Here is an 18,037-nt window from a genome sequence, read left to right on the forward strand (position 1 = left end):
GAGGCATTGCTTCATGGAGAAAGCATTTCTGGAGGTGTTCCGGAATCTGGAGCTTGTGGGAGAGCTGCGGGCTCTCCTGGAGGAAGTAGTGGTAACGAAAGTTTCCATTAACCAGAAAAGGGATCATGTCCGGATTTATATCCGCAGCAGGCAGTGGATTCATAAGAAATATATTTACACCCTGGAGCATACCATTGCATCCCAATGTTTTCCAGGGGTGCCTATGAAAGTGAAAATCCTGGAGAGGTTTGACCTCTCCAGTCAGTATACGCCGGAAATCTTTCTGGATGCGTACCGCTCTTCCATGGCGCTGGAACTGAAACATTACAGCATTCTGGTATTTAATATGTTCCGGAATGCTGTTATTACGTTTCCCCAGACAGATACCATGCACATGGTCCTTGAATCCAATGTGCTGGCAAAAAGCAAAGAGAATGAGCTTATCCAGTACATAGAAAAGGTCTTTTGCGAGCGCTGCGCCTTTTCTTTGAAGGTGGAGGCAGAGTACCAGGAAGCCAAAGAAAGCAAGGTTCGGAAAAACAGTGAGCTCCAGCTTCAGCAGGAGGCGGCTCATATTATAGAGATGTCCTCTTTCGGAAAGCATCAGGAAGAAGACTCCATGGAGGCTGAAGGAGAGGATATCAGGGAGAAACAGGAGGCTGCAGGGACAGAGAATAAAACTGGAGAGAAAAAAGAAAGTTCCGGAGATGGAACAAAGAAGACAGAGAAAAACGGGAAGCAGGAAAAGGAAGGAAAATCCGGGAAATCCTTTAAAGGTGATAAAGGAAGAGCCAGAGGAGACCGGAGTTTCTCTGACTTTAAGAGGAGCGTAAAGCGTTCCGACAATCCCGACGTGCTCTACGGAAGGGACTTTGAAGACGAGGCTATTCCCTTGGAAAATATCCAGACGGAGATGGGAGAAGTCTGTGTCCGGGGACAGATCATGACACTGGAGACCAGAGAAATCCGGAACGAAAAGACCATTATCATCTTTTCCATTACGGATTTCAGCGACTCTATTACTGTGAAAATGTTTGCCAGAAATGACCAGGTAGGAGAAATCCTGGAAGGGATCAAGGCCAAGGCTTTTATTAAACTGAAGGGAGTCACTACTATTGACCGGTACGACAGTGAACTGACCATTGGTTCTGTAGTGGGGATCAAGAAAATCCCCAGTTTTGAGAACAGCCGGACAGATAACAGCCCGGAGAAAAGAGTAGAGCTCCACTGTCATACCAAGATGAGCGATATGGACGGAGTGTCCGATGCAAAAGCAATCATCAAAAGAGCTTACGAGTGGGGCCATAAGGCCATTGCCATTACAGACCATGGTGTGGTCCAGGCCTTTCCGGAGGCCAACCACTGTTTCGACGCCTGGGGAGGTGTGGTTCCTCAGGATTCAGATTTTAAGGTGATCTATGGCATGGAGGCTTATCTGGTAGACGATCTGAAAGGAATCGTAGACAACAGCCAGGGCCAGTCCCTTCAAGGAACCTATGTGGTCTTTGATATAGAGACCACGGGTTTTTCTGCCATGAAAGATAAAATCATAGAGATCGGCGCTGTCCGGGTGGAGGATGGAAAAATCACAGACCGGTTTTCTCAGTTTGTGAATCCACAGATTCCCATTCCTTTCCGGATCCAGCAGCTTACCAGCATCAATGACAGTATGGTACAGGACGCGTCCACTATCGACAAGGTACTGCCGGAATTTGAACAGTTCTGCCAGGGGGCAGTGATGGTGGCCCACAATGCCGGTTTTGATATGAGTTTTATCAAAAAGAATTATGAAGACCTGGGAATTGACAGAGATGATACCATTGTGGATACTGTGGGAATGGCCCGATTCCTCCTTCCACAGTTGAACCGGTTTAAGCTGGATACAGTGGCAAAAGCTGTGGGTGTATCTCTGCAGAACCATCACCGGGCAGTAGATGACGCCGAGTGTACGGCAGAGATTTTTGTGAAATTTATTAAAATGTGTGAGGAGAGAGACATTTTTAATCTGGACCAGCTCAACGAGAAAGGGGCAGTGTCTGTCCACACTATCCAGAAAATGCCTACATATCATGCTATTATCCTGGCGAAAAATGATATAGGAAGGGTAAATCTTTATCATCTGGTATCGGATTCCCACCTGATCTACTACAACCGGAGGCCAAGAGTGCCCAAGAGCCTGTACCTGAAATACCAGGAGGGGCTGATGATTGGTTCAGCCTGTGAGGCGGGAGAACTTTACCAGGCTGTATTAAACGGCAGACCAGATGCTGAGATTGCCAGAATCGTAAATTTCTATGATTATCTGGAAATCCAGCCCATTGGAAACAACGCCTTTATGCTCCGGGATCCGGACCGTGATGATATTCAGACAGAGGAAGACCTTCAGGAAATCAACCGGAAGATTGTGAAGCTGGGAGAGTCTTTTAATAAGCCGGTAGTGGCTACCTGTGACGTCCATTTCCTGGATCCGGAAGACGAGGTATACCGTCGTATCATCATGGCAGGAAAGGGCTTTGACGATGCGGACCAGCAGGCTCCGCTATACCTGCGGACCACAGAGGAAATGCTGGAGGAATTTTCTTATCTGGGAAGAGAAAAGGCAGAAGAAATCGTTATTACCAATACCAATAAGATTGCAGATATGGTGGAGAAAATATCCCCTATCCATAAGGGAAAATGCCCGCCGGTTATCGAGAACTCCGACAATATGCTCAGAGAAATCTGCTACAATAAAGCTCATGAGATTTATGGGGAAAACCTTCCCAAGGTGGTTGAAGAGCGTCTGGAGAGAGAGTTGAATTCCATTATCTCCAACGGCTATGCAGTTATGTATATGATCGCACAGAAGCTGGTGTGGAAGAGCAACAGTGACGGTTATCTTGTAGGGTCCAGAGGTTCAGTAGGATCCTCTTTTGCGGCTACTATGTCGGGAATCACAGAGGTAAATCCTCTAAGTCCCCATTACTACTGTCCCAACTGCCACTACGCAGATTTTGATTCCGAGGAAGTCCGGGCCTACTCAGGAAGAGCAGGATGTGATATGCCGGATAAAAACTGTCCCGTGTGCGGACAGCCTTTAAAGAAAGAGGGATTTGACATTCCCTTTGAGACTTTCCTGGGATTTAAGGGAGACAAGGAGCCGGATATCGACCTGAATTTCTCCGGCGATTACCAGGGAAAAGCCCACCGCTATGTAGAGGTTATTTTCGGCGCAGGACAGACTTTTAAGGCCGGAACCATCGGCACCCTGGCGGAGAAAACAGCTTTCGGATATGTAAAGAATTACTATGAAGAACGGGGACAGAGAAAGCGGTACTGCGAGATCAACCGTATTGTCCAGGGCTGCACAGGTGTGCGCCGGACCACAGGCCAGCACCCAGGCGGTATTATCGTTCTTCCCATTGGATGGGACATTGAAGAATTTACCCCGGTGCAGCATCCGGCCAACGATATGAACAGCGACATTATCACCACCCATTTTGATTACCATTCCATTGATTCCAACCTGCTGAAGCTGGATATTCTGGGACACGATGATCCAACCATGATCCGTATGCTGGAGGACCTGACAGGGATCAATGCCAGGGAAATACCCCTGGATTCCAAGGAGGTTATGTCCCTGTTTAAGAATACAGACGCCCTTGGAATCACCCCGGAGGATATCCGTGGCTGCCCTCTTGGCTGCCTGGGAATTCCAGAGTTTGGAACAGAATTTGCCATGCAGATGTTAATTGACGCAAAGCCTACTTCTTTCTCGGATCTGGTCCGTATTTCAGGACTTTCCCATGGTACGGACGTATGGCTGGGAAATGCCCAGGATCTGATCAAATCCGGGACAGCGACCATTGCCACCTGTATCTGTACTCGAGACGATATTATGATCTATCTGATCAACAAGGGGCTGGAGCATGGTCTGGCATTTACCATTATGGAAAGTGTCCGTAAAGGAAAAGGACTGAAGCCGGAATGGGAAGAAGAAATGAAAAATCACGGAGTCCCGGACTGGTATATTGGTTCCTGTAAGAAGATTAAGTATATGTTCCCAAAAGCCCATGCGGCGGCTTATGTTATGATGGGGTGGAGGATCGCTTACTGCAAGATTTTCTATCCGCTGGCTTACTATGCGGCCTATTTCAGTATCCGGGCCACTGCCTTTTCCTATGAGCTGATGTGCCAGGGAAAGGAAAAGCTGGAATATTTCATGGATGACTATGAGAAGAGAAAAGATACCCTCAGCAAAAAGGAACAGGATACTTATAAGGATATGAAAAATGTCCAGGAAATGTATGCCAGAGGTTTTGAGTTTATGCCTATTGATATTTACAAGGCAAACGCCCACACCTTCCAGATCATAGAGGGAAAACTTATGCCCGCTCTGGATACCATAGAGGGACTGGGAGATAGGGCGGCAGACGCCGTGGTGGCTGCAGCAGAGGAGGGACCCTTCCTGTCCCTGGATGACTTCCGGAACAGGACAAAGGTGACGGCTTCTACCATAGATCTGATGAACGACCTGGGCCTTTTCGGGAACCTGCCCAAGTCCAATCAGTTGTCATTATTTGATTTCCAATAAATTTTCAGCAGCTATCAGAGAGAGCAATGCGAGAAAAGTGGGTATTGGAGATCCTTTATGTAAGAAAATCCACTTTTTTTCGCTTTTCTATTCCCTTTTTCGAGAAATTTGGTACAATAGTAGGGGTAAAAAATAAATCATAAAGAAAGGTGAATAATATGCAGGAGTACAAACCATTTAAAGAAGGAAAAGTTCGTCAGGTCTTTGATATCGGAGAAAATCTGGTAATCTATGCAACAGACAGAATTTCCGCATTTGACTATATTCTGAAGAACACCATTACAAACAAGGGCGTGGTCCTTACAAAAATGTCCAAATTCTGGTTTGACTTTACAAAGGATATCGTTCCGAACCATATGATTTCCACAGATGTAAAAGACATGCCGGAATTCTTCCAGAAACCGGAGTTTGAAGGACATGTGATGATGTGCAAGAAGCTGGAAATGCTTCCTATCGAATGTATCGTAAGAGGTTATATTACAGGAAGCGGCTGGGCCAGCTATCAGAAAGACGGCACTGTCTGCGGAATCAAGCTGCCGGAAGGTCTGCAGGAATCAGACAAGCTGCCGGAGCCTATCTACACACCAAGTACAAAGGCTGAGCTGGGAGACCATGACGAGAATGTTTCCTTTGAGGCTACTGTAGAAATCCTGGAGAAATCTTATCCGGGAAAAGGAAGAGAGTATGCAGAAAAAATCCGTGATTATACTCTTGCATTATATAAAAAATGCGCAGAATACGCTCTTACAAAGAACATTATCATTGCAGATACTAAATTTGAGTTTGGTTTAAATGAGAATGGAGAAGTAGTTCTGGGCGATGAAATGCTGACACCGGACAGCTCCAGATTCTGGCCTCTGGAAGGCTACAAGCCGGGACAGGGACAGCCTTCCTTTGATAAGCAGTATGTTCGTGACTGGCTGAAGGCACATCCGGACAGCGATTTCTTACTGCCAGATGATGTGATTGAAAAGACAGTAGATAAGTATGTAGAAGCTTACGAACTGCTTTCCGGCGAGAAATTCTAAAGAGAAAAAGTGCTTTCAATAAAAATTAAAAATGCAGAGATGGAACCCCTCGAAGGCCATAGGCCTTCGGGGGGTTCTTACATAGAAGGATATGGTAGCTGCTTTATTCTGAGCGTATGCCAGGATCTGCCCTGCGGCGGTTTTTATACCGTCCCCAAAGAAACACCAGAGTCATTCTTCCATTATGAGGGATGGGGAGTCTTTAAATCAAAAGAAATCCTGGCCGCTCAGCTCCGCAAAACAGGCCGTAGCATGCCGCTGTTCGCAAAGAGTATATCATATGCGAAACAGATTCTTTTCATTAAAATTTCTCCTATTATCTTATTTATGAAATACATATTGTACTTATTTTCCAGCTTATGCTATAATGACACCGTTGCCCCTCCTATATTGGCACAGGAAGGAGGGTTGTCATATGGGAGATTTTTTCATCACTTTTATTATCTCTGTTACGGCAGGTGTGGCTTGCCACCTCATCTGCAAATGGCTGGACAGAGATAAGAGGTAAAAGCAACCAGCCTAGGGCATAAGCCACCCTGCCAAAACGGAATAGAAAACCCTGGAGACCGCCATCTCCAGGGTTTTCATTTTGCCATATGGGCTTGGGCTTTCATCACTTTTGCCTATTGGCATTATAGCATATGTGCTTTTTCTTTGCAATATACCCTTATACTATAAAAACCCGGAAAACGCATTTATTGTAATTGCAAATTGGATGAGAAACTACTTTCTCAGATTTTTTAAAAGATATCTATTCCCCTAAAACCTCCCGAAAGGCTTCCAGCAGTTCATCATTTTTCTCCGGGCTCATGACGCAGAACCGGATATAAGAGGAATCCAGGAATGGGAAAGTTGCACAGTCCCGGATCATCAGTCCTTTACGGATACAGTGGTCGAAGATCATATCGGAAGTTACATCTTCCCGGAGAATCCTGACCAGGAGAAAGTTGGTGCAGGAGGGGTAGACTTTCACAGTTTTCCAGGAGGACAGAGTCTCATACATCCGCTGACGCTCCTCGGTAATGAGTGCTTTAGTCTTATCAATATAATCTTTATCTGAGAACATAATGCAGCCGGCGATTTCCGCCAGACTGTTGATGGTCCAGGGATTTTTCTTGGTATTGATATACTTCAGAAGATCCGGGTTTCCTGTTACCGCATAGCCCAGCCGCAGGCCGGGAGCGGCGAAAAATTTGGAGATCCCACGAAGGACAATAAGATTGTTATAGTTGTTGGTGAGAGGGATTGAGGAAATCTTGCTTCCTTCAGGAGTAAATTCCTCGTAGGTCTCGTCCACCATTACAGAGATTCCATGCTGGAGGGCGCAGTCCAGGATCTTCCGCATGTCTTTTCTGGCAACAGCGGTGGAAGTGGGGTTGTTGGGATTGCACAGCACCAGCAAATCCAGGCTGTCATTGAGCTGTCTGCAGAAATCCTCCACATCCATCTGGAAATTATTTTCTTCTTTCAGAGGATAGTAGAGAGTATGTCCCCCTTCCAGAGAAATCTCCCGCTCATATTCTGAATAGGTAGGTCCCAGGATCAGGGCTTTTTTAGGATGAGTCGTCTGGATAAAAAGGGAGATCAGTTCTGTGGAGCCGTTGCCCACGATGATGTTTTCAAAGTTTGCCCCGGTATAGGCGCAGATACTTTTCCGAAGCTGAGTGTACTCCCGGTCCGGGTAGCTGGTAATGGCATCTACATGTTTCGCCAGGGTATCCCGAAGAAGAGGGGAGATCCCCAGGGGATTCACATTGGCGGAAAAACTGGTAATATCTTCTTTCTTTATATGGTATATTTCTTCGATTTTTTCCAGGTCGCTGCCGTGGAAATGGTCTTTATGTTTCAGCATGATAGCGCCTCCCTGCAAGGTTTTTCCAAGAGCCATGTCGTGTATTCGAGTTGCACGGCAGACCTTTGTAGTGTATAATCCATAGTAGCAGAATATTGCGGAGAGTTCAATAAAAATATACAGACAGGGTAAGGGTGATAATTTGAAAGCACGAATGGAACAACTGATAAACGGAAGATTTGAATATGAAGTGCCCGGGCTCCTTCTCTCCCAGGAAAAGCTGGTGTTTTCCGTAACGCCGGAGGAAAAATTTAAAGGAGAGCTGCAGTTTGCGGCAGAAGATAAAAGAAGAATTAAGGGAATGGCCTATTCCTCTCACAGGAGGCTGCTCCTTGGAAAAGAAAGGTTCTCCGGAGAGCAGCCGGTGCTGCCCTATGGGGTAGATGCCAAAGGTTTAAAAAGTGGTGATAAAATAGAGGGGGAAATCGTTTTAAGCACCAGTATCGGAGAATACAGGGTGCCTTTTTCGATTGCGGTAAAAACCCCGGAAGTCAGGACTTCTCAGGGGGCTGTACGGACCCTGGAAGATTTCGTGAAGCTGGCAAAAGAAGACTTCAGAGAAGCCTATCAGCTCTTTGTGGAGCCTTCTTTTATCAGTCTTCTGGCAGGTCGGGAGGGTTTGCTCCCCTGTTATCGGGCTATGGTAAAAACCCCTGCGCCCTATCAGAATCTGGAAGAGTTTCTCATAAGCGGTGATTTAAAAGAACCGGTAAGTCTGAGCCTGGAAAGGGACAGTCTGGAGCTTTATGAAGTTCAGTCTTCTTTAAAGGACACCCTGAGGATACGCCGCAGCGGCTGGGGCTTTTTAAGAGCGGAGATTTCTGTAGAAGGAGATTTCCTGGAAGTAGAGAAAAAGAATATTCACGACGGGCACTTTATCGGAAGTGTCTATGAACTGGAATATATCATCCGCCGGGAGTATCTGGGAAGAGGGAATAATTTCGGCAGGATCCGGATTAAAACAGTATACCAGACCCTTACCTATGAGATTATGGCCTCTAAGGGGAAGAAGCTTCAGGTAAATGTGGCTTCTTATGAGAAGAAGAAATGTTTGGAAGCCTCCAAAGATTTCCTTATGATGCGGATTGGAAAACTGCCTCTGGAACAGTGGGGTGCCAGGACAAAGGAACTGCTGGCAGATATGAAGGATAAGGGCTACTATTCTGTGGAATGCCAGCTGTTCGAAGCTTATGCAGCAGTTCTGGATAAGCGGCCTTACGAGGCAAAAATCCTCTTGGATTCCCTGGAGAATAATCAGAGGGTGAAGAATGAAGAGATTCTGGAAGGGGCCTTTCTTTATCTGTGTGAATTGGCAGGCAGAAGCGTTCTTCCCAGAAAGGAAGTTCTGGAAAGACTCCGCCAGCTTCACCAGAGAAGAAATGACAGCTACCTTCTTCTGGCTATGATCTTTGAGCTGGATTCCCAGGAGATAAGGCCACAGTCTAGAAAGATGTTTCTCCTGGAGGAGGAGTACCGTACAGGATGCAGAAGCCCGTTTCTGTACCTGGAAGCCTGCAGTTTGGCGGCCCAGGACGGCTCTGTGTTCCGGAAGATGAACAGCTTTACCCTTCAGGTCTATATGTTCGCAAAGAAATACGGACTTCTCACAGAGGAGATGGCTTTTCGGGCAGTGGATCTGGCCGGCCAGATGAAGCATTTTTCCAGACCAGTCTATAAGATTCTGGAATACATTTATGACCTGTATCCCTCTTCCCATACTGTGTCAGGAATCTGCCAGCACATTATGAAGGGAGAGCCCAGACGGGAAGAATATTTTAAGTGGTATGAATTGGCAGTAGAAGCAGATCTGAAGATTACAGGGCTCTATGAGTATTATGTGGAGACCATGAGCCGGAACTATCAGAAAGTGCTGCCGAAGGTCATACGGCTGTATTTTGGATATAATAATACATTAAGTGATAACAAGAAGGCATTTGTTTACAGCAATGTGATCCGGAATAAGGAGCTGGATAAAGAGACCTACAACGCCTACCGGAGCAACATGGAAAAATTTGCCTGTGAAAAGATTAAAGAGGGCAGGATTAACGAAGATTTTGCTGTTGTATATCAGGAATTCTGCGTGAATTCCCAAGATGAAAATATAAGAGCAGCTCTGGCCAGAGTGCTCTTTACCTACAGACTGTACTGCGATGATCCCAAGATCCGGAAGGTGATCGTCAGCCATGGGGCTCTTAAAGAAGAGCAGGTTTATCTGTGTACAGACAGGACTGCTTACATTTCTCTGTATACAAAAGATGCAGCAGTTATTTTTGAAGACAGCAGTCAGAGACGCTATGCCGGCACAGTGGACTACAATATCCACAGTCTTTTGGACATTGAGGAGCTGGCGCCTAAACTGGCCAAAGATGGCCTTCGGAATCCGGGTATGCTGCTCCACACCTGCGGAGAATACAGCCATGAAAATCAGGTGACCAGTGAGAATATTTCCAGCTTTCAGGCAGTCCTTAACCAGGAAGTTTTCCGGGAGGATTACCGGCAGGAAATCCGCAGACGCCTTCTGATGTATTATGAGACAAATATGGATAACCGGAATCTGAGAGAGTCTCTCAGAGAAATGGATTTCCGGGGATTTGCCAGAGTAAATAAAAGCCTTCTCATCACCATCCTGGTAAAGCAGGACATGTTTGTGGGAGCCTATGACTTAATCTGTGAGTATGGTTATGAGGAAATAGAAATGCCCATCCTCCTCAGACTCTGCAGCCAGATGATCCTGAACCTGGAGTACGAATACGAGGAAGAACTGCTGCTTTTGACAGAATACATTGTAAAAAACGGGATTTACGATGAGGTGCTTCTAAGATATCTGGTAAAACACTTTGAAGGCCCTGTAGAGGAAACCCTGAAACTGTGGAAACGAGCCATGGGATTTGGGGTGGATTGTTACCAGTTAGAAGAAAAAATCCTGGTGTACAGTATGTTTACCAGGTGTTATCCCCAGGAAGGACTTACAGTTTTGAAGGAGTATATCCGTCAGGGAGGCAGAGAACAGGTGATCCTGGCCTATCTGACCTTTGAATCTTATGGATATTTTGTGGGAGGAAGACAAGTAGATCCATTCCTGTTCGAAGCCCTGGAAAAGATTACGGAAAAAGACTGGGAGAGCGATATTATCTGCCGTCTGGCCCTTTTGAAAAACTATGCATCTGAGAATGAATGGAATCAGGAAAGAAAGGAAAGGGCGGAAAAAATCCTTCAGGAATGTGCCGGCCAGCGGCTGAAATTTGCCTTTTTCAGAAACCTTCCTAAGGAGCTTCTCCAGTTCTGCCAGATGGAAGATAAGGTTTTCGTACAGTGCAAGGCAGGTCCCGGGGCTAAGGTCACTCTTCATTACTTTGTAGAAGACTCTCAGGGTACAGGAGAAGAAAGAGCAGAGCCGGTGAAAGAGAGATATCAGGGGATTTATAATAAAGAGTTTGTTTTGTTCTACGGAGAACGGCTCCATTATTACTTTGAAATCAATAGGAAGGGAGAAATTTCCCGAACACAGGAAGAAGTGCTTACTGTAGAAGAAGGAGAGACATCTGGAAGCAGCAAATATCAGATGCTCAACGCTATGCTGAAAATGAAAGACCAGGGCCGGCAAAAAGAGCTGGAAACCATGACCGCAGAATACGTAAAGAAGGAATATCAGGCTTCTGCCCTGTTTCCCCTTATGGACTAAAGGAGGCGAGAGAATATGAATGAGACAAGAAACATCATTGCAGGACTGGAAATCGGAAAAGAACAGTCTCAGCTCTGCTATTTTGACCGGAAAGAGCGGGAGCCTATCTCTGTTTCCGTAAAGGCAGGCAGCAATCAGTATCTCTTTCCGACTCTGCTGTCCAAGAGGCAGGGAAAAGAAATCTGGCATTATGGGATAGAAGCGGAATATTTTTCCAGACAGGAAATGGAACTTCCAGTAACAGGCCTGCTGGGAATCTGGAATCAGGACCAGGAAGTGGAAATAGACGGTGAAAAATATACACCGGGAAAACTGATGGAAATTTATCTCAGAGGATGCATCTCGCTTCTGGGGATCGGAGAGCCGGTACGGCAGATCAAGGCAGTGATGGTTACTGTTCCCAGGCTTTCTCCTGCTGTTATCCAGGCGGTTTATCAGGCAGGAGCTCAGATGGGATTTTCCAGAAGTCAGATCTGGGTCCAGGATTATGATGAGAGCTTTTATTATTATGTAATGAATCACAGGAAGGACAACTGGACCAGGAAGATTGGCTGGTTTCTTTTTGAAAAAGATAAGGTGTCTTTTGCCAGACTGGTGGTGGATAACCAGCGGAGACCGGCAACGGCATGGATCGAGCATGGAAAGAGCGCAGAGCTTGCCCAGGACCCTCAGGAAAGAGATGAGAATTTTTTCCGTCTGATTTCTCAGTCCTGCGGAAACGATACTTATTCCAGCATTTATATGGTGGGAGATGGGTTTGACCAGGAGTGGGCAAAACGCTCTACCCCTTATCTCTGCCGGAATCAGCGCCATGTATTTTACGGCAATAACCTTTATGTAAAAGGGGCCTGCTACGGCGGCAAGGAGAAATGCGGAGAGGAAAATCTCAAGGGATATCTTTATCTCAGCCCTTCTCTGGTAAGAAAAAATGTGAGCATGGATGTGATTACAGGGGGCTCTCTGAAATCATATCTGCTGGTGGAAGCAGGGAAGAACTGGTATGAGATCCATACCTATCTGGAGATAATCTTAGATGATAAGGAAGACTTGGAATTTACGGTGATCCCCATGGAAGGCGGCGCCAGGACCAGATTTTCCATGAAGCTGCCGGGACTTCCAAAACGCCCCAACAAGACCACCAGGATTGGCCTGACGATCTATTATGAATCAGAAGAGATGTGCGTGGTCCGGGCTGAAGATATGGGATTTGGAGACCTTTATCCTTCTTCAGGAATGGTCTGGACAGAAAAGGTATCGTGGTAAAGGAGGCGCACAATGGGAAGTTATATTTTATGTCAGGTGAAACGGGCCTCTATGCCCTATTACATTGAGAACATCAGTACAAACATCTACAGCATTGAAGAGCTGTGTTATTATTTTTACCACAATATTTATCTTTTAGATGAAACAATCTTAAATGAGCACCTGTGTGACTGGATACGGAAGGAACTGGGACTGGAAAGACTTTACCGGAGGTTGTATAAGGTGCTGGAAGACGAGGAAGGAACCTCAGAATTTATTCTGGCGGTGTTTAAAGAAATCAATTATCTGTCCCACCAGGAGTTTAAGAAGCTCAATGAAAATCTGAACCTGCTTCAGCAGCAGCCGGCAGTCCAGAGAGAGAAGAAAAAAGGAGACTATCTGGTAGAGAATAAAATGTATGTAAATGCCCTGCGGATTTACGAAAATGCGCTGAGAAAAGAGGATAAAGAAGGCCTGGGACAGCAGTTCAACGGAGGGATCTACCACAATATGGGCTGTGCCTATATGTATCTTTTCCAGTTTAAAGAGGCTTCTGAATGTTTCCTGAAGGCCTACAGGCTTCTGAACACCCGGCAGGCTCTGAAACATTATCTTACGGCCTGCTGTCTGATGGATGAAAGTTCTTTTTCCAGCATCTGCCGGGAAATGGAAGCCTCCGGGGAGCTGGAAGAAGAGGTAAGGAACAGTCTGAAAGAGGCGGGAGAACAGGCGCCGCCTCCCCAGGGAGAGCCTCAGGAACTTTTGGGACAGTTTATCCGTGATTATCACCGGAGCACAGGCTTTTAGTGTTGTGTTTTTTTCGATGATGATATATAATGCAAGAAGTTTTGAAAAAAGAAAGCAGAGAGGTAGATAGTATGAGTACAGACAGATATGTAAGTCCATTGTCCGAGCGTTATGCCAGCAAAGAAATGCAGTATATTTTTTCTCCGGATATGAAATTCCGCACCTGGAGAAGACTGTGGATCGCTCTGGCAGAGACAGAGAAAGAGCTGGGACTGAACATTACCCAGGAACAGATCGATGAGCTGAAAGCCCATGCAGACGACATTAATTACGATGTTGCCAAAGCCAGAGAAAAGGAAGTGCGCCATGACGTAATGTCTCATGTATATGCTTACGGCGTACAGTGCCCCAAGGCGAAGGGAATCATTCATCTGGGCGCTACAAGCTGCTACGTAGGAGACAATACAGACATTATCGTTATGACAGAGGCATTAAAACTGGTTCGGAAAAAACTGCTCAATGTGATTGCCGAGCTGGCTAAATTTGCCGATGCAAATAAGGACCTTCCTACACTGGCATTTACTCATTTTCAGCCTGCACAGCCTACGACAGTTGGAAAAAGAGCTACTTTGTGGATGCAGGAATTTTTAATGGATTTAGAGGATCTGGACTATGTGCTCAGCACTATGAAACTTCTGGGCTCTAAAGGAACTACAGGAACTCAGGCCAGCTTCCTGGAGCTTTTTGACGGAGATCAGGAGACTATTGACAAGATCGATCCTATGATTGCTGAGAAAATGGGATTCAAAGCCTGCTATCCTGTATCCGGACAGACTTATTCCAGAAAAGTAGATACCAGAGTCCTGAATATTCTGGCAGGAATTGCTGCCAGCGCCCATAAATTCTCCAATGATATCCGTCTTCTTCAGCACCTGAAAGAAGTGGAAGAGCCTTTTGAAAAGAGCCAGATCGGTTCCTCTGCTATGGCTTATAAGAGAAATCCTATGCGCAGCGAGCGTATTGCCTCTCTGTCCAGATTTGTAATGGTAGACGCATTAAATCCTGCGATCACCTCTGCTACCCAGTGGTTTGAGAGAACCCTGGACGATTCCGCTAACAAACGTCTTTCCATTCCGGAAGGATTCCTGGCTGTTGACGGTATCCTGGATCTGTGCCTGAACGTAGTGGACGGACTGGTGGTATATCCTAAGGTTATTGAAAAACGGTTAAGAAGCGAGCTGCCTTTCATGGCTACAGAGAACATTATGATGGATGCTGTAAAGGCAGGAGGGGACCGTCAGGAACTTCACGAAAAAATCCGTGAGCTGTCTATGGTTGCAGCAAGAAATGTAAAGGCAGAAGGAAAAGAGAATAATCTTCTGGAGCTGATCGCTGCTGATCCAGCTTTTAATATGTCTTTGGAGGACCTGGAGAAGACCATGGATCCTGCAAAATATACAGGACGGGCTTCTGTACAGGTAGACGCTTTCCTGAAGAACGTGGTAAATCCTGTGCTTGAGGCTAACAAAGAGGTCCTTGGCATGACAGCAGAGATTAATGTATAAGCAGGAAAACAGTGACCGGGATAACTGAATAATACCATCAATGAAATAAAGAAAAATGGATAAGGCTGCCTGAAGAAAAGCAGGAGAGGAAAGCAACTGGTATTTCCTTGTCCGGCTTTTCGGGCGGCCTTTTTCCTTCCAGAAAAGGAGAGAAATATGAGAGATAAAAGCAAGGGGAATCCCCGGGCACTGCTGCCCATCGGGGTGTTTCTGGTAATCTTTTTAGGCGCAGGGATTTTGTCCGGGGATTTCTATACAATGCCTGCTATTGTAGGATTCCTGATCGCCTTGACCGTAGCTTTCTGCCAGAACCGGCGGCTGCGGTTTGCAGATAAACTGACTATTATATCTAAAGGTATCGGAGAAGAAAATATTGTGACCATGTGTCTGATTTTTCTGGCTGCAGGTGCTTTTTCAGGAACTATCAGTGCAGCGGGAGGAGTAGAGAGTACCGTAAATCTGGGACTTTCCCTGATGCCTCCTTCTGTGGCGGTAATGGGGCTGTTTATTATCGGCTGCTTTATTTCCGTGTCTATGGGAACCTCTGTTGGGACCATTACGGCCATGGCCCCTATCGGTGTGGGAATTGCCCAGGAAACAGGTCTGGGAGCTCCTCTCTGCCTGGGAGCCGTGGTCTGCGGAGCCATGTTCGGAGATAATCTGTCTATGATCTCAGATACCACCATTGCGGCAGTCCGTACCCAGGGCTGTGAGATGAAGGATAAATTTAAAGAAAACTTTCTCATTGTCCTTCCGGCGGCAATTATTACTGCTATAATCTTTTTCTTTGTGGCGAGAGCCCAGTCAGGAAATCTTGTGCTGGATAAATCTTCCTATGAGTATGAGATCATAAAGGTAATCCCCTATCTGGTAGTGCTTATCGGGGCTCTTATTGGAGTCAATGTGTTTGTGATCCTTATTGCAGGAACTATTTTGTCTGCCATTGTAGGAGTGGCTACGGGAGCCTTTGCCTTTGGAGAACTGTTCCAGAAAATGGGAGAGGGCGTTACCAGCATGTATGATATTACCGTAATCTCTATTATCGTGGCGGCTATTGTGGCTCTGGTCCGGGAATACGGAGGTATTCAGTTTATTTTAAATGTGATCAAAAGCAAAATCAGCGGAGCCCGGGGAGGAGAATTCGGCATATCTGTCCTGGTGTTTTTAGTAGACTGCTGTACAGCGAATAATACAGTAGCCATTGTTATGGCAGGGCCTATTGCAAAGGAAATCAGCGACGAATTTCATATTTCCCCTAAGCGCAGCGCCTCTCTTCTGGATATTTTTGCTTCAGTAGGACAGGGTGTTATTCCTTACGGTGCTCAGCTTCTTACAGCAGCAGGAATGGCGGCTATATCTCCTGTGGAGATCATGCCTTATCTTTATTACCCCATTTTAATGGGAGTCAGCGCCGTGCTGTTTATTTTATTCAGGAGCAGGAAAAATTAATCCCTTCTGTAGTGGTGATAGAGAAAATTTTATAAAGAGAATATGAAAGCGGTCTATCTTGTAGGATGGACCGCTTTTCCATGCCTGCTGCGGGCCAGGTTAAAAATCTATAAAGATAAAATTTTCAGGGAACCTTTTTCCTTACTTATCCATCTAATCTATGTAAACAGGAAAACTGTTTGAAAATTACCTGGCCGGGTATGAAGGAAAAAGATAACAGAGGAGAGACCATGAAGAAAGAGGAGTTTATAGAAGAAGTAAGGGCGGTGGAAGAAATGCTGTATCACACAGCTCTTTCTGTTCTGCGCAATGAGACGGATACGGCGGATGCAGTCCAGGAAGCTCTTCTGAAGGCCTACGAAAATCTGCCTTCTCTCAGAGAAGAGCGGTATTTCAGAAGCTGGCTTGTGCGGATCCTTCTTAATGAATGTTACAGGATTCAGAGACATCAGAAGAAGATCTTAGCTTATGAGGAGTATATGGATCAGGAAGAGGCAGAGCAGGCGGCTTCTTATTCGGAGCTGTATCAGGCAATCCTGCTTCTTCCAAGAGAACAAAGAGTAGCAGTATCACTGTTTTATATTGATGGATTTTCTATTGAAGAAATTTCCAGGATCACGGGAACAAGAAAATCTACAGTGAAGACCCGCCTTTACAGGGCAAGAACCAGACTCAGAGAGCTTTTAGGAGATAAGGAGGAAGTGACATGCTGAAACGGGAAAAATGGAGTGGGCCAAATCCGGACGCTGCTTTTCACAGAAAATTTGAAGATATATTGGAACAAATAGAACAGAAACCAGAGCCGGTAAAGAAGAAAAATTTTTTAAAAACAGGAGCAGCCATAGGCGGAACAGTGGCAGCCTGCGGAGCGTTGTTTTTCGGAGTATGTGCGGCAAATCCTGTATGGGCATCGAATCTGCCTGTTGTGGGAAGTATTTTTAAATCCCAGGCGGAAAAGCTTCAGTACAAAGGGGATTATGAAAACTATGTAAAGCCTGCAGGAGAAGCAGGGGGATCCCTTACTGCCAGCAGTAGCGGGATTACTATGACGCTTTCAGAAACTTACTGCAGTCCAAAGGCGTTGTACATTTCCTATGTGATGGAGTCGGAGACACCTTTTGAGGAGACACGAGAGGAAAGCACAGGACCTGTATTGATTTTGGAAGGGCAGGCGGAGTACAGCTTTGAATCGGAGACGGACTATGTTTTTGCCTATCCTACAGGAGACTATGTGGATGACTACACATATGAGGGTGTGGTCCGTTTGGATCTGCCAGGCAGAGGAGCAGAAGCAGGAGAAAATATCCAGGTAGACCTGAAGATCAGCCAGGTGGTAGGAGATTTGAAAAATCCGGATACTCTTGACATAGGATATACCCAGGAGGAACTGGAAGCTATGTCGGATGAGCAGTGGGAGAAAGCAATGAAAGAGATTGAGACTGCCGCCCAAGAAGAAGGCTGGGATACCTGGCCGAATACTCATGAGCAGTGGTTTGTAGAAGGCAACTGGGAGTTTCAGATAGAAGTAAGCCCTGACGATTCCAGGGTACAGACTGTAGAGATCAATGAGACAAATGAACAGGGGATCGGCCTGGAATCTGTGATGGTAACACCTTTTGAAATTTCGGTAAAGGAACTCTATACAGGAGAAGCGGATCCGGCAGATTATTACGCTGCTCTGTTGGATGCAGAGGGCAAAATGATCCGGATGGCAGAGGGCAACTCTGAAGCCCTCCCCATATATGGCCATGATATTTCTACAGTAACTGTTTATATCTGCGATTATGTGGAATATATGGATGAGCTCAAGGGGCAGGCAGACCAGCCGGGATTTCAGGAATTGCTGGAAGAACGGGCAGTGTATAAAAAAGAAGTACATTTTGAAGAGCAGGATTAAGG

General features: G+C 45.9%; 10 protein-coding genes. 9 read left to right on the plus strand and 1 reads right to left on the minus strand.

Features of this window, described 5'->3' with window-relative positions:
• Positions 1-13 precede the first annotated feature (13 nt).
• On the plus strand, positions 14-4,573 hold the full coding sequence (locus tag B5G33_RS05280; protein WP_087416943.1) for a PolC-type DNA polymerase III: 4,560 nt from the start codon (positions 14-16) through the stop codon (positions 4,571-4,573).
• Between the two features lie 158 nt (positions 4,574-4,731).
• Positions 4,732-5,601, plus strand: coding sequence for a phosphoribosylaminoimidazolesuccinocarboxamide synthase (locus tag B5G33_RS05285; RefSeq protein WP_087270056.1), 870 nt, complete (start codon positions 4,732-4,734; stop codon positions 5,599-5,601).
• A 751-nt stretch (positions 5,602-6,352) separates the two neighbouring features.
• Here B5G33_RS05285 and B5G33_RS05290 read toward each other — a convergent pair.
• Complete coding sequence (locus B5G33_RS05290) at positions 6,353-7,453, minus strand: pyridoxal phosphate-dependent aminotransferase (RefSeq protein ID WP_087416944.1); 1,101 nt, start codon at positions 7,451-7,453, stop codon at positions 6,353-6,355.
• A gap of 154 nt (positions 7,454-7,607) precedes the next feature.
• On the opposite strand from B5G33_RS05290, the gene B5G33_RS05295 reads away from it, so the two are divergent.
• The 7 genes from B5G33_RS05295 to B5G33_RS05325 all read left to right on the plus strand — a co-directional run bounded on the left by B5G33_RS05295 (position 7,608) and on the right by B5G33_RS05325 (position 18,035).
• Positions 7,608-11,135: a DUF5717 family protein gene (locus B5G33_RS05295; protein ID WP_087416945.1), complete on the plus strand. Its 3,528-nt coding sequence runs from the start codon at positions 7,608-7,610 to the stop codon at positions 11,133-11,135.
• A gap of 15 nt (positions 11,136-11,150) precedes the next feature.
• Positions 11,151-12,398, plus strand: coding sequence for a DUF5716 family protein (locus tag B5G33_RS05300; protein WP_087270065.1), 1,248 nt, complete (start codon positions 11,151-11,153; stop codon positions 12,396-12,398).
• 12 nt (positions 12,399-12,410) lie between these two features.
• Entirely contained in the window at positions 12,411-13,184 is a 774-nt protein-coding gene (locus tag B5G33_RS05305) for a DUF3808 domain-containing protein (protein ID WP_087270068.1), read from the plus strand.
• Positions 13,185-13,255: 71 nt separating this feature from the next.
• Positions 13,256-14,689, plus strand: coding sequence for an adenylosuccinate lyase (gene purB, locus B5G33_RS05310; protein WP_087417024.1), 1,434 nt, complete (start codon positions 13,256-13,258; stop codon positions 14,687-14,689).
• Positions 14,690-14,845: 156 nt separating this feature from the next.
• Entirely contained in the window at positions 14,846-16,138 is a 1,293-nt protein-coding gene (locus B5G33_RS05315; RefSeq protein WP_087416946.1) for a Na+/H+ antiporter NhaC family protein, read from the plus strand.
• A gap of 200 nt (positions 16,139-16,338) precedes the next feature.
• Complete coding sequence (locus B5G33_RS05320) at positions 16,339-16,851, plus strand: RNA polymerase sigma factor (RefSeq protein WP_242974510.1); 513 nt, start codon at positions 16,339-16,341, stop codon at positions 16,849-16,851.
• On the plus strand, positions 16,845-18,035 hold the full coding sequence (locus B5G33_RS05325; RefSeq protein ID WP_087416947.1) for a DUF4179 domain-containing protein: 1,191 nt from the start codon (positions 16,845-16,847) through the stop codon (positions 18,033-18,035). Before B5G33_RS05320 ends, B5G33_RS05325 begins: the two co-directional genes overlap by 7 nt.
• Positions 18,036-18,037 lie beyond the last annotated feature (2 nt).

Origin of the sequence: Blautia sp. An81 (assembly GCF_002161285.1) — a bacterium.
GTDB classification, from domain to species: Bacteria; Bacillota; Clostridia; order Lachnospirales; family Lachnospiraceae; genus Blautia; species Blautia ornithocaccae.

Bases quoted from the DNA above. Each gene is read 5' to 3' on its own strand.
- B5G33_RS05280 (WP_087416943.1), top strand. From the start codon at position 14: ATGGAGAAAGCATTTCTGGAGGTGTTCCGGAATCTGGAGCTTGTGGGA.
- B5G33_RS05285 (WP_087270056.1), top strand. From the start codon at position 4,732: ATGCAGGAGTACAAACCATTTAAAGAAGGAAAAGTTCGTCAGGTCTTT.
- B5G33_RS05290 (WP_087416944.1), bottom strand. From the start codon at position 7,453: ATGCTGAAACATAAAGACCATTTCCACGGCAGCGACCTGGAAAAAATC.
- B5G33_RS05295 (WP_087416945.1), top strand. From the start codon at position 7,608: ATGGAACAACTGATAAACGGAAGATTTGAATATGAAGTGCCCGGGCTC.
- B5G33_RS05300 (WP_087270065.1), top strand. From the start codon at position 11,151: ATGAATGAGACAAGAAACATCATTGCAGGACTGGAAATCGGAAAAGAA.
- B5G33_RS05305 (WP_087270068.1), top strand. From the start codon at position 12,411: ATGGGAAGTTATATTTTATGTCAGGTGAAACGGGCCTCTATGCCCTAT.
- purB (WP_087417024.1), top strand. From the start codon at position 13,256: ATGAGTACAGACAGATATGTAAGTCCATTGTCCGAGCGTTATGCCAGC.
- B5G33_RS05315 (WP_087416946.1), top strand. From the start codon at position 14,846: ATGAGAGATAAAAGCAAGGGGAATCCCCGGGCACTGCTGCCCATCGGG.
- B5G33_RS05320 (WP_242974510.1), top strand. From the start codon at position 16,339: ATGAAGGAAAAAGATAACAGAGGAGAGACCATGAAGAAAGAGGAGTTT.
- B5G33_RS05325 (WP_087416947.1), top strand. From the start codon at position 16,845: ATGCTGAAACGGGAAAAATGGAGTGGGCCAAATCCGGACGCTGCTTTT.